Annotated in this window: 6 protein-coding genes; 2 read left to right on the top strand and 4 right to left on the bottom strand. The window is 72.4% G+C overall.

Translation table 11 applies throughout. From position 1 onward, the window contains the following. Positions 1-53: 53 nt before the first annotated feature. From CP967_RS09670 to CP967_RS09660, 3 genes are all read right to left on the bottom strand, one after another. A complete protein-coding gene (locus tag CP967_RS09670; protein ID WP_150487579.1) occupies positions 54-1,487 on the bottom strand; it encodes a maltokinase N-terminal cap-like domain-containing protein in 1,434 nt (477 codons plus the stop codon). Positions 1,488-1,781: 294 nt separating this feature from the next. After that, positions 1,782-3,509: a maltose alpha-D-glucosyltransferase gene (treS, locus tag CP967_RS09665; RefSeq protein WP_150487578.1), complete on the bottom strand. Its 1,728-nt coding sequence runs from the start codon at positions 3,507-3,509 to the stop codon at positions 1,782-1,784. Further along, positions 3,506-5,599, bottom strand: coding sequence for an alpha-1,4-glucan--maltose-1-phosphate maltosyltransferase (locus tag CP967_RS09660; protein WP_150487577.1), 2,094 nt, complete (start codon positions 5,597-5,599; stop codon positions 3,506-3,508). Before CP967_RS09660 ends, treS begins: the two co-directional genes overlap by 4 nt. 711 nt (positions 5,600-6,310) lie before the next feature. Between CP967_RS09660 and glgP the strand changes: the two genes are divergently transcribed. Then, on the top strand, positions 6,311-8,977 hold the full coding sequence (glgP, locus tag CP967_RS09655; RefSeq protein WP_150487576.1) for an alpha-glucan family phosphorylase: 2,667 nt from the start codon (positions 6,311-6,313) through the stop codon (positions 8,975-8,977). Between the two features lie 298 nt (positions 8,978-9,275). Beyond that, on the top strand, positions 9,276-11,063 hold the full coding sequence (locus CP967_RS09650; RefSeq protein WP_373300318.1) for an ATP-binding SpoIIE family protein phosphatase: 1,788 nt from the start codon (positions 9,276-9,278) through the stop codon (positions 11,061-11,063). 117 nt (positions 11,064-11,180) lie between these two features. Here the strand turns inward: CP967_RS09650 and CP967_RS09645 are convergent, their stop codons facing one another. Beyond that, a complete protein-coding gene (locus CP967_RS09645; protein WP_150487574.1) occupies positions 11,181-13,223 on the bottom strand; it encodes a M4 family metallopeptidase in 2,043 nt (680 codons plus the stop codon). Positions 13,224-13,789: the final 566 nt, after the last annotated feature.

Genomic DNA, 13,789 nt, shown 5'->3' with positions numbered 1-13,789 from the left:
TCCTAGGAGGGAGAAGGGGAGACAGGGGGCAGGGGAGGGCACGGGGAACGGGGTCAGGGGGCCGTGGCGGCGGCCAGGCGCTCGATCGCCGCCATCGGCACGGGCAGCCAGTCGGGACGGTGCCGGGCCTCGTACAGCACCTCGTACACCGCCTTGTCGGTCTCATGGGCGCGCAGCAGCTCCGGTTCGCCGCGCGGATCGGTGCCGGACGCCGCCGCGTAGCCCTCGCAGTAGGCGGCACGGCAGTGGGCCGCCCACCCGGGATTCCACGGCCGGTGCGAGCGCGCCGCGTAGTCGAAGGACCGGAGCATCCCCGCCACGTCTCGCACCGGCGGCTGCGGGCTGCGGCGCTCGGGCAGCGGCTTGGCCGGCTCGCCCTCGAAGTCGATCAGCGACCAGAAACCGTCCTCGCCGCGCAGGGTCTGGCCGAGGTGCAGGTCACCGTGGACCCGCTGGGCCGCCCAGCCGCCGCCGCCCCGGTGGCCCAGCGCGGCCACCGCGTCGAAGGCGGTGCGCAGCCCCGGTACGTAGGGGACGAGGGCGGGGACCGCCCGGGCGGCCGCCTCCAGCCGCTCGGTCATCTGGTCCACCAGCTGCCGGGTCTGCGACGGGGGCAGCGCCGGGGTAGGGAGCGCCGTGGCGAGCGCCGTGTGCACCTCCGCCGTGGCCCGTCCCAGGGCGCGCGCCTCCGGGACGAAGTCACGCCCGGCGCGCAGCGCGGCCAGCGCCAGCTGCCAGCCGTCCTCTGCGCCGTGCAGGAACGGCTGGAGCACACCGAGGGTCAGCGGCTCCGGCCCGGCGGCCTCGAACCAGGCGACCGGGGCCGGCACCCGCCCGCAGCCCGCCCGGCCGAGCGCCAGCGGCAGTTCCAGATCGGGGTTGGTGCCGGGGAAGACCCGGCGGAAGATCTTCAGGATGTAGGTGTCGCCGTAGACCAGGGAGGAGTTGGACTGCTCCGTGTCCAGGACGCGCGGGACCAGGCCGGGTTCGATCGGCGCCGCCCGTTCGAAGCGCAGCGGACCGAGCGATCCCGGCGTACGGAATCGTTCCAGCAGCAGGGCGGCGACCCGTGGGTCGTGCAGTCCCTCGTAGAGGATGCGGCCGGCCAGCGGGCCTTCGGCCACCCGGCCGATGAGCGCCCCGGCCAGCCGCGGGGGCAGGGTGCGGCGCACGCCGAGCAGGAGCTGGTAGCAGTCGCCCTGCGACCGGTCGGGGAGGTCCGGGTGGCGGACCCGGACGAGCAGGTGCAGCAGACCGGGGCCCGCCGCGCTCGCGTCCAGTGGCAGTATCTCGGTCGCCGCGACGAGCGAGAAGCCGGTGACCGCCTGCCCCTTGCCCGCGAACCACCGCTGCCTGGGCAGCCATTCGTGGAGCAGCGGGGCGAGCGACGCCAGCAGGTCCGCCGTGTCCGGCGGGACCCGTCTCCCGGCCGTGCGTTTCGTCGTGCTCTTCGCCAGGGCGACTCGAGTGGATGCAGCCTCCGACATGGCATCGCGTCCTTTCCCCGGGCACACCACAGGATGCGAAGAGTGTCCCGGATTGCGGCAATGGCTGTCCGGCTGTGCGGGACGTGTCGGGTGAGGAAAGGTCCGTACGGAGTGACGACGGTGCCGTGACCGTCCTCGGGTCTCCGTACGGGCCGGGGACCCCGCGCGACGTGCGTCGTGCGGGGCCCGACGGCCGGGCGCCGCGGGTCCGGGGGAGCCCCGGTACGGGCGGGTGCCCGGTGCGGGGCGGTGGTGGCCGCCCCGCGGACGGGGGGCCGCCGCGGTGCGGCGGCGTCAGCTCGCCGGAGCCGGGGGCAGGCCCGCCGACGGGGTCCTGCGCATCCGGAACCAGTAGAAACCGTGGCCCGCCAGTGTCAGCAGATAGGGCCACTGGCCCACGGCCGGGAAGCGCACCCCGCCGACCAGCTCCACCGGATGGCACCCGTCGAACGCCCGCAGGTCCAGCTCCGTCGGCTGGGCGAACCGCGAGAAGTTGTGGACGCACATGACCAGGTCGTCCTTGTACTCACGGGTGAACGCGAGCACCGCCGGGTTCGACGACGCCAGTTCGCTGTACGAGCCGAGGCCGAAGGCCGGGTTCTGCTTGCGGATCTCGATCATCCGCCGCGTCCAGTGCAGCAGCGAGGACGGCGAGGCCATCGACGCCTCGACGTTGGTGACCTGGTAGCCGTAGACCGGATCCATGATCGTGGGGAGGTAGAGCCGCCCCGGATCGCTGGAGGAGAAACCGGCGTTGCGGTCCGGCGTCCACTGCATCGGGGTGCGCACCGCGTCGCGGTCGCCCAGCCAGATGTTGTCACCCATCCCGATCTCGTCCCCGTAGTAGAGGATCGGGGAGCCGGGCAGCGACAGCAGCAGGGCCGTGAACAGCTCGATCTGGTTGCGGTCGTTGTCCAGGAGGGGCGCGAGCCGGCGGCGGATGCCGATGTTGGCCCGCATCCGCGGATCCTTGGCGTACTCCGCGTACATGTAGTCGCGTTCCTCGTCCGTGACCATTTCGAGCGTCAGCTCGTCGTGGTTGCGGAGGAAGATGCCCCACTGGCAGCCGGACGGGATCTCGGGGGTCTTCGCCAGGATCTCCGAGACCGGGTAGCGGCTCTCCCGGCGCACGGCCATGAAGATCCGCGGCATCACCGGGAAGTGGAACGCCATGTGGCACTCGTCGCCGCCGGCGGTGTAGTCGCCGAAGTAGTCGACGACGTCCTCGGGCCACTGGTTGGCCTCCGCCAGCAGCACCGTGTCGGGGTAGTTGGCGTCGATCTCCTTGCGGACCCGCTTGAGGAAGCCGTGGGTCTCGGGGAGGTTCTCGCAGTTGGTGCCCTCGCGCTGGTAGAGGTACGGCACGGCGTCCACCCGGAAGCCGTCGATACCGAGGTCCAGCCAGAAGCGGAGCGCGGAGATGATCTCCTCCTGCACGGCCGGGTTCTCGTAGTTGAGGTCCGGCTGGTGGGAGAAGAAGCGGTGCCAGTAGTACTGCTTGCGCACCGGGTCGAAGGTCCAGTTGGACGTCTCCGTGTCGACGAAGATGATCCGGGCGTCGGGGAACTGCTTGTCGTCGTCGGCCCAGACGTAGTAGTCGCCGTACGGCCCGTCGGGGTCGGACCGGGACTGCTGGAACCAGTCGTGCTGGTCGCTCGTGTGGTTCATGACGAAGTCGATGATCACGCGCATGCCGCGCTGGTGCGCGGCGTCCACGAACTCGACGAAGTCGGCGAGGTCGCCGAACTCCGGCAGCACGGCGGTGTAGTCCGAGACGTCGTAACCGCCGTCGCGCAGAGGCGACTTGAAGAACGGCGGCAGCCAGAGGCAGTCGACGCCCAGCCATTGCAGGTAGTCCAGCTTGGCGGTGAGGCCTTTGAGGTCGCCGACGCCGTCGCCGTTGGAGTCCTGGAAGGAGCGGACGAGTACCTCGTAGAAGACGGCGCGCTTGAACCAGTCGGGATCGCGGTCCTTGGCGGGGGTGTCCTCGAACAGGTCGTGGACGGGCTCATTGACGATCATGGTGTGGGTGACCCTCCGGTCGGCGGGGACGGTCGCAGAACCGCGATGTGCGCGGGCGTGACGCCCGGTTCCAGGCGCACATAGAAGGTCCTGCCCCAGTGATAGGTGGCGCCGGTGAGCTCGTCGCGCACCGGCACGCGCTCGTGCCGGTCGAGGCCGAGACGCGGCATGTCCAACGAGACCGTGGCCTCCTGGGTGTGGTGAGGGGAGAGGTTGACGACCACCAGGACGACGTCCGTACCGGAGCGCTTGCTGTAGACGATCAGCGCCTCGTTGTCGACCGCGTGGAAATGGACGTCGCGCAGTTGCTGGAGCGCCGGATGCCGGCGCCGGATGCGGTTGAGGGTGGTGATCAGGGGTGCCAGCGAGCGGCCCTCACGTTCCGCCGACTCCCAGTCCCTGGGCCTGAGCTGGTACTTCTCCGAGTCCAGGTACTCCTCGCTCCCGGGATGCACCGGGGTGTTCTCGCACAGTTCGAAGCCCGCGTACACACCCCAGGAGGGGGAGAGGGTGGCGGCCAGCACCGCCCTCGCCTCGAAGGCCGGGCGGCCTCCGTCCTGGAGGTGGCCGGGAAGGATGTCGGGCGTGTTCACGAAGAAGTTGGGCCGCATGTACGAGGCCGTTTCGCCCGCGAGCTCGGTGACGTAGTCGGTGAGCTCCTGTTTCGTGTTACGCCAGGTGAAGTACGTGTACGACTGCTGGAAGCCGACCTGGGCCAGTGTCCGCATCATGGCCGGACGGGTGAACGCCTCCGCCAGGAAGACGACGTCCGGATCCGTCCCGTTGATGTCGGCGATGACCTCCTCCCAGAAGACCACCGGCTTGGTGTGCGGGTTGTCGACCCGGAAGATCCGTACACCGTGGTCCATCCAGAACCGCAGGATGCGGACCGTCTCCCGGACGATGCCCGGCATGTCCGCGTCGAACGCGACCGGATAGATGTCCTGGTACTTCTTCGGCGGGTTCTCGGCGTAGGCGATGGAACCGTCGGGCCGGTGGTGGAACCACTCCGGGTGCTCCTTCACCCAGGGGTGGTCCGGGGAGCACTGGAGGGCGAAGTCCAGCGCGATCTCCATCCGCAGCGTACGGGCCGTCGCCACGAAGTGGTCGAAGTCCTCGATCGTGCCCAGGTCCGGGTGGACCGCGTCGTGCCCGCCCTCGGCCGAACCGATCGCCCAGGGCACCCCCGGGTCGTCGGCGCCCGGGGTCAGGCTGTTGTTGGGGCCCTTGCGGTGGGTGGTGCCGATGGGGTGGACCGGCGGCAGATAGACGACGTCGAAGCCCATCGCCGCCACGGCCGGCAGCCGTTCCGCCGCCGTACGGAAGGTTCCGCTGACCAGCCGGGGGGCCGGCGCGGGCAGGCCGGCCCGGGTGGCGGTACGTTCCTCCGCCGTGGCGGCGGGCGCGGCCCCGGCGGCCCGGGGCCTGCGGGCCGGCTTCGCCGGGGCGGGGGGCTCCTCCCACCGCGCGCCCTCCGAGCGGGGGAACAGCTCGTACCAGGAGCCGTACAGCGCACGCCTGCGCTCCACCAGCAGGGGCTGCGGGCGGGAGGCGGTGACCAGTTCGCGCAGGGGGTGGCGGCCGAGCGCCTCGGCGGCCTCGGCGGTGAGCGCGCCCGCGAGCCGGGCGGCGGCGGGACGTGAGGTGTCGCGCAGCGCGTCGAGAGCGGCGAGGACCGCCTCCCGGCCGTCCCGCTTCGGCACACCCGAGGCCGCCCGCTCGTAGAGCGCGGCCCCTTCGGCGAGGACCAGGTCCGTGTCGATGCCCGCCGGGACCTTGATCAGCGCGTGCGCGCGCCAGGTGGCGACCGGATCGCTCCACGCCTCGACGAAGAACGTCCAGTGCCCCTCGGCGTCCGGGGTCACCTCGGCGCCCCAGCGGTCCGTGCCCGGGGCCAGCTCGCGCATCGGCGTCCAGGGGCCGGGCCGGCCCGCCGGATCGCACAGCACCGCATTCGCGGCCACCGCGTCATGGCCCTCACGGAAGACGGTGGCGCTGACCTGGAAGGTCTCACCTTCGACGGCTTTGGCCGGCCGTCTTCCGCAGTCGACGAGCGGACGGACGTCCAGGACGGGAATGCGACCGATCATGGAATCACCTGGGGGCTGGGGCGGGGCATGCACGGGGCGCGTGGTGGGCGCGACCGGCTGACCGCGCGCGCCGCGATGGTGGGGGTGCGTCCTTTGTAGCTGTTCAGAAGGGTGCTGACGGGTCGTGTGCATCGCCGCTCCTGTCCGCGTTCACTCGAATGGCACTCGAATGGCAGGTGCGAGGGGGATCCGTGCCCGGGACCGGGCACCTGGGGCGTGCCGGACCGATACCGGGGAAGCCTTCCCGCCGCTTCCGGACGGCCAACCCGGCGGTGTGTTAACTCCGGGTGCACCCGGAGCGGGCCCATGGCGTGTCCCGGAAACAGCGCCGTCCGCCCGGGGCCGTCGTTCGGGCGCACCACGCAGCCTTCCTTGTGGTGCGAAGCATCACAAGGCCGGGAGAGGGGAAGAAATCAGCCATATCGCCTGTGCCGGATGTGTACGCATCTGGTGTGAGCGGCCTCCGGGGACAGCGGGACACCCGCGCCGGACGGTGCGGGTGTGACCGAGGGGGCGGATATGACCGGCGAGGCATGGGTGACGGAGCGGTCGGATACGACCGGCGGGGCGCATGCGACGGACCGGGTGCGTGAGGCCGGCCGCGCGCCGGGGCCGCGTACGGCCGCTCATCTCACCGCCGAGGGTGACGGTCGGGGCGTACACCGCCGTGCGTCCCCTCGGATCCGCAGGTCCCCTGTAAAGGTGGGAGGCGTGAAGGCCATTCGTCGGTTCACCGTGCGCCCCGTCCTCCCCGACCCCCTGCAACCGCTCAGCGACCTCGCCCGCAACCTGCGCTGGTCCTGGCACACCGAGACCCAGCAGCTCTTCCGGTCGGCCGACCCGGAGGGCTGGCGCCCCGCGGACGCCGATCCCGTGCGCCTGCTCGGCGCCGTGTCCGCCGCGCGCCTGGCCGAACTCGCCGCCGACCAGGACTTCCTGCGCCGGCTCACCGAGGTGTCCGAGGACCTGCGGGCGTACCTCGAAGGCCCCAGGTGGTATCAGGAACGGCTCGCCCAGGGAGCCGAACTCCCGGCGGCCATCGCCTACTTCTCCCCGGAATTCGGGGTCACCGCGGCACTCCCGCAGTACTCCGGCGGACTCGGCATCCTGGCCGGGGACCACCTCAAGGCCGCCAGCGACCTGGGCGTACCGCTCATCGGCGTCGGCCTGCTCTACCGGCACGGCTACTTCCGCCAGAGCCTGTCCCGCGACGGCTGGCAGCAGGAGCACTACCCCGTCCTGGACCCCGACGAGCTGCCGCTCACCCTTCTGCGCGAGAACGACGGCACCCCCGCCCGGGTGGTGCTGGCCCTGCCCGGCGGGCGCTCGCTGCACGCCGCGGTGTGGCAGGCCCAGGTCGGCCGCGTCCCGCTGCTGCTCCTCGACTCCGGCGTCGAGGAGAACGCCCCGGGCGAACGCGAGGTCACCGACCGCCTCTACGGCGGCGGCAGCGATCACCGGCTGCTCCAGGAGATGCTCCTGGGCATCGGCGGGGTCCGCGCCGTGCGGACCTACTGCCGGCTCACCGGGCACCCCGGCCCCGAGGTCTTCCACACCAACGAGGGCCACGCCGGATTCCTCGGCCTCGAACGCATCCGTGAACTCGCCGGTACCGAGCTCGGTTTCGACGCCGCGCTGGAGACCGTGCGGGCCGGGGCCGTCTTCACCACCCACACCCCGGTGCCCGCCGGGATGGACCGTTTCGACAGCCGGCTCGTCGCCCGCCACTTCGGCGACGACGGAGAACTGCCCGGCGTCGACGTCGAGCAGATCCTGCGGCTCGGCACGGAGACGTACCCCGGCGGCGAACCCGGCCTCTTCAACATGGCCGTGATGGGCCTCAGGCTCGCCCAGCGCGCCAACGGGGTGTCCACCCTGCACGGTGCCGTCAGCCGGGAGATGTTCTCCGGGCTGTGGCCGGGCTTCGACCCCGCCGAGGTCCCGATCACCTCCGTCACCAACGGGGTGCACGCGGCGACCTGGGTCGCCCCCGAGGTGATCCGGCTCGCCGCCCGGAAGTTCGGCACCGAACGCGCCGAGAGCGCCCTCGCCGGAGCCGGGACCGACGGCACCGGCCCCACCGCGGCCCCACGGCGCTGGGACGCCGTCGCCGCCGTACCGGACCGGGATATCTGGGACCTGCGGCGCGACCTGCGCGGACAACTGGTGACCGAGGTCCGCAAGCGGCTCTACGCCTCCTGGCGGCGGCGCGGCGCCGGCACCGCCGAACTGGGCTGGATCGACGGCGTACTCGACCCGGACGTGCTCACCATCGGATTCGCCCGCCGGGTGCCGTCGTACAAACGGCTGACGCTGATGCTGCACGACCGGGAGCGGCTGCGCGCACTGCTGCTGCACCCCACGCACCCGATCCAGATCGTCGTCGCCGGAAAGGCCCACCCCGCCGACGACGGCGGGAAACGCCTGGTCCAGGAGCTGGTCCGGTTCGCCGACGACCCGCGGGTCCGCCACCGCATCGTCTTCCTGCCCGACTACGGCATGGGCATGGCGCAGAAGCTCTACCCCGGCTGCGACGTCTGGCTCAACAACCCGCTGCGCCCCCTGGAGGCATGCGGCACCAGCGGGATGAAGGCCGCGCTCAACGGCTGCCTCAACCTCTCCGTGCGGGACGGCTGGTGGGACGAGTGGTACGAGCCCGACTTCGGCTGGGCGATCCCCACCGCCGACGGCCCGGCGACCGACGAGGAGCGGCGCGACGAACTGGAGGCGAACGCCCTCTACGCCCTGATCGAGGACCGCGTCGCCCCCCGCTTCTACGACCGCGACGCCGATGGCCTGCCCGAACGCTGGATCGAGATGGTCCGCCGCACCATGGCCACCCTCGGCCCCAAGGTCCTCGCCGGCCGTATGGTGCGCGAGTACGTGGAGCGGCTGTACGCGCCCGCGGCGCTGGCCCGGCGGGCACTCACCCCGAAGGCGTCGCGGGAACTCGCCGACTGGAAGGCGAAGGTCCGCGCCGCCTGGCCGGCGGTGGCCGTGGACCATGTGGAGGCGTCCGCTGGCACCGAGGCCACCGGGGCCGCCGAACTGGGCTCCGCCCTGACGGTCCGGGTCCGGATCGCCCTGGGGGGCCTCGACCCGGACGACGTGGAGGTCCAGGTGGTCGCCGGACGGGTCGACTCCAGCGACACGATCGCCGAGGCCCAGACCTTCCCGCTGAAACCGGCCGGCGGCCACGACCTGGAGGACCGCCGACTGTACGAGGGCCCGATCGCCCTGGACCGCACGGGCCCGTACGGCTACACCGTGCGCGTCCTGCCCGCGCACCCGCTGCTCGCCTCCGGGGCGGAACTCGGCCTGGTGGCGGTGCCGGGCGAAGCCGCCGCGGGCGACGGGACGGGCGTGCTCCTGCGCTGAGCACCCAAAGGAGCACGGGGAGTCCGGCGGAGCCCGGCGGCACAGCGGGACCGGCCCCGCCGGACACCCCGCCGGACACCTCGCCGGGCGGCCGGTCGCGCGGCGCCTCCTGACGCGGGGTCACCGCCGCCGGCCGCGCCCGCCGTGCGCGCCCCGCCCCCCGGGGCACGGGATCGCCCGGTGAACGACGGGAGTGATTTCTCCGTGACCTGGCTAACATGGCAGCTGGTACCGGTGTGGCCAGGCGCCACCGAGGTGACAGCGAGGCGTCCTGCGGGCGCGAGTGGAGGTCGGCACGGTGAACGGCGGCGGAAGCCGAGCGAGACGCCTGACCCGTCGGCTGGCCGCGCAACGGGGTGCCTCCCGCCAGTTGCACATCCGTCATCCGGAGGCCTCGTCGGTGCTGCGGGCCGACCGCTTCACCACCGCCGCCCGGCTGCGCTGGCTGCACGCGGCGAGCACCCGGATCGGCACCACCCTCGACCTGGAACGCACGGCGCGGGAGCTGGCCGAGTTCAGCGTCCCCAGGCTGGCGGACGGCGCCGCCGTCGACCTGCTGGAGTCCGTGCTGCACGGCGAGGAGGGCGAACGGGTCACCGGCGCGGCCGTCCCCGTCACCCGGGCGATCGCCGTCAAGGCCCTCGACTCCCTGGCCGGCCTGGAACCCGCACCCCTCGGCAAGGTCGTCGACCACCGCCGCCGGGAGACCCTGCTGACCCTGCACTGCCTGCGCAACGGCCGCCCGGTGCTGGTCAGCCGGATGACCGACGAGGACTACGGGCGGGTCGCCCCGACCGAGAGCGCCGCCCTGGCGATGCGCCGGCAGGGCGTGCACAGCTACATGGCCGTCCCGCTGATCGCCCGCGGTGTCCTGCTGGGCTCCGCCGACTTCGTACGCGCCGGGAACAGCCCGCCGTTCAACCGGGCCGATGTCGAACTGGCGGGACAGCTCGCCTCCATGGCCGCCGTCTTCATGGACAACGCCCGCCTCTACGGGCGGGAACGCGAGCACGTCGTCTCGCTCCAGCGCAGCCTGCTCCCCCGCGTCACCCCGCGCACCCCCGGTCTGCGCGTCCACTCGCACTACACCCCCGCCGTCGACGCCCACGGTGTCGGAGGCGACTGGTACGACGTGGTGGAACTGCCCAGCGGGCGTACCGCGCTGGTCGTCGGCGACGTCACCGGGCACGGGCTGCCCGCCGCCGCGACCATGGGCCGCCTCCGCGCCGTCGCCCGCACGCTGATGACCCTGGACATCGCGCCCGACCGGGTGCTGGCCCGGCTCGACCTCGCCACCCGGGACCTGGAGGACGACCAGGTCGCCACCTGCCTGTGCGCGGTCTACGACCCGGCCGACCACAGCTACACCATCGCCAGCGCCGGCCACCCGCCGCCGCTGCTGGTGGAGCGCGACGGGACCCCGCGCTTCCTGGACGTGCCGGTCGGCGCGCCGCTGGGTGCCGGAGTCATCCCGTACGACCCGCTGCGGCTGTGCGTGCCCGAGGGCGGGCGGCTGATGCTCTACACCGACGGCCTGGTCAAGACCCGCACCGACGACATCGACACCCAGCTGGCACGCCTGCGCGCGGCGGTGGCCGCGATGCCCCCCGGGCAGATCGACGACGGGGCGCTGCTGGGGGCCCTGCGCAAGGGGGACGCCCGGTTCGACGAGGCGGTGCTGCTGGTCGCCGAGAGTTCTCCGCTGCCGGACGGGGTGGGGCTGCGGGTGTGGGACCTGCCGACGGAGGGCAATCCCGCCTCCACCGCCCGCAGGCTGATCACCGAACAGCTCGCCCGCTGGGACCTCGCCGACCTCGCCGACGTCACCGAACTGGTCGTCAGCGAACTCGTCGGCAACGCCCTGAGGTACGGCGGCGGCCCGGGCCAGGTCCGGCTGCTGCGTGACGAACGGCTCCGGGTGGAGGTGTCGGACACCGGGCCCGACCTGCCGCAGATCCAGCACGCGGACGTCAGCGACGAGGGCGGGCGCGGGCTCCAGCTCATCAACCTCCTCTGCCACAGGTGGGGTTCGTGCCGCACGGTGGAAGGCAAGGTCGTCTGGGCGGAGCAGATCATCCCGGTCTGAGGTTCCCGGCGCGGGTGAGGGCGGCCCGGGGAGGATCGCTCCCCGGGCCGCCCGTCGTTCACGGTCCCGCCGTCCCTTCTGCGCGTCCGTACGCCTCGCGGGCGTCCGGCCGTTCGCTCAGAAGGTCAGCTTGACGCTGTTGAAGGTGCCGGTGTCGCCCGCGTAGGCGTCCTGGATCCTCAGGTTCCAGGTGCCGTTGGCGGTCTCGGACGAGGCGTTGACCGTGTAGGTCGCCACCACGTTGTCCGCCGAGTCGCTCGACGAGGAGTTCTTCAGCCGGTAGGCCGTGCCGTCCGGGGCGACGAGGTCCAGGACCAGGTCGCCGCGGTAGGTGTGGGTGATGTTCACCGCGACCGACAGGTCGCTGGGCGCGTTGCCGGTGACGCCGGTGACGGTGACCGGGATGTTGGTGGTGGCGCGGTCCGGGAGCGCCTTCACCGTGGTGTTCTGGAAGACCGTGCCGCCCGGGTCGGGGTCGGTGCCGCCGGGGCGGGTGCCCACGTTGATGCCGGCCCAGGCGTTGGCGACCGCGGTGTACTCGGCGCTCGTGGTGCCGTACAGCTCACCGGCCACGGCGAGGGTCCCGGTGCGGGCCGCCGCGTAGTTCGTGGTGGAGGTGAACTTCGTGGTGAGCGCCTTGTACCAGATCTGCAGCGCCTTGTCGCGGCCGATGCCCGTCACCGGGAGGCCGTCGGAGGTCGGGGAGTTGTAGGACACCCCGTTGACCGTCTTGGCGCCGCTGCCCTCGGAGAGCAGGTAGAAGAAGTGGTTCGCCGGGCCCGAGGAGTAGTGGACGTCGACCGAGCCGATACCCGAGTACCAGTAGTCCTTGGACGCGCCGTCCTTGCTCGGCTCGTCCATGTAACGCAGCGGGGTGCCGTCGCCGTTGATGTCGATCTTCTCGCCGACCAGGTAGTCGCCCGGGTCCTCGGCGGTGTCGGAGTAGAACTCCACGCCCGCCGCGAAGATGTCCGAGGTCGCCTCGTTGAGGCCGCCCGACTCGCCGCTGTAGTTGAGGTTGGCGGTGTTGGAGGTGACGCCGTGCGTCATCTCGTGGGCCGCCACGTCCAGGGAGGTCAGCGGCGCCGCGTTGCCGCTGCCGTCGCCGTAGGTCATGCAGAAGCAGCTGTCGGACCAGAACGCGTTGACGTAGTTGTTGCCGTAGTGGACGCGGGAGTACGCGCCGACGCCGTCACCGCGGATACCGGACCGGCCCATCACGTTCTTGTAGAAGTCCCAGGTCTCCGCGGCACCGTAGTGCGCGTCGGCGGCGGCCGTCTCGGTGTTCGTTGCGCTGCCGTTGCCCCAGATGTCGTCGGCCCCGGAGAACAGCGTCCCGGTGCCCGACGTACCCCGGTTCAGGTTGTACGTCTTGTGGTTGCCGCGCGCCGAGTCGGTCAGGTTGTACGAACCCGAGGAACCGGACGTGCCGAGCGTGACCTGGCCGCTGTACTGGGTGTTGCCGGTGCCGTTCTCGATGGCCTGCCACTCGTAGAGCTTCTCGCCGGACGTGGCGTCCGTGATCACGTGCAGCTCGTTGGGGGTGCCGTCGTGCTGGAGGCCGCCGACGACGGTCTCGTACGCCAGCCTCGGGGTGCCCTCGGCCGCCCAGACCACCTTGCGCGGGGCCTTGCTCGCCTCGGCGCTCCGGGAGCCCTCCGCCTTCGCCGCGGTCAGCGCCTGCTTCTCGGCCGCGGCCGGGGCGACGTCCGCCGCCGTGCCGACCGCCTTCAGCTGCGCGCCGGTCGCCCGGGACGCCTTGGCGACGCTCTCGGTGGCCCCGGCCTTCGTCTCGGAGACGACCAGGTCGCCGCCGAGGACGGGCAGCCCGCCCAGGGTGCGCTCGTAGCGGGTGTGGGTGGTGCCGTCGACGTCCTGGACCACGTCCCGGACGACCAGCTTCTCGGTGGCACCGAGGCCGAGTTCCTCGGCGGTGGCCGCCTTGGTGGCGTTCGCCTCACGGATCAGTTCGGCCCGCTGGGCGGGGGAGAGCTGGGCGGGCAGCGCACCGGGGTCGGCACCCTTCGCCGCCGCCGCGGGGGCGGCGGAGCCCGCGGGCGCGGCGGTCGCGCCGCCGGTCTGCACTCCGACGGCGAGGAGGGCTGCTGCGGCTATCAGTGCGCCGGTCGCGGTGGCGCGGCGGCTGGGCGTGGATCTCACGCGGTACTCCTTCTGCAAGGGGGGTGGGGCCGACGGGTGGGCCGGCCGGCAGAGCAGGCGAAGCGTGGAACGCAGGAAGAGTGTCAGCTGGACCGTGCACATGTCAGGGGCGCGTCAATGAATTGGCTGGAACTCGTTCGTTGCCGGATGTGTGGTGTTCGTTAAGCGAACGTTTCGCGCGATGTCACGCCGAGGGGGCGGCCGGGCCGTCAGGGGCGCCAGGAGCCTTACGCTGCAGGGCAGAGAAGGGTTTCCCTCAGTAACGGGCGCTTCCGGGCCGCGCGTGGGGGACCGGTCGGCGACCACGGGCTGAGACGGGGGGCGCGAGTGGCCGGATCCATATGAGGGCCTGCTGGGGCAGGGGTGCCCCGTGCGTACCCGTTGTGCCTGTGTGCCGGCCGGTGCGTTCCGGCGGGCACACGGGCGGCCCGTGGACCGCGGGCGCCTCCCCGAGAGCCGGACGGCCTTCGGCCGCGTCCCGGTGGGAGCCGCCCCGGGAGCCCTCACGGCCGAGGCGGCCCCCTGTGCCACCAGGACGCGCGGCGGACGGACCCGCCCGCCCCCGG

The organism is Streptomyces nitrosporeus (assembly GCF_008704555.1).
GTDB classification, from domain to species: domain Bacteria; phylum Actinomycetota; class Actinomycetes; order Streptomycetales; family Streptomycetaceae; genus Streptomyces; species Streptomyces nitrosporeus.
The sequence above is the reverse complement of the archived record's forward strand: the minus strand, read 5'-3'. Positions and strand labels throughout refer to the sequence as shown.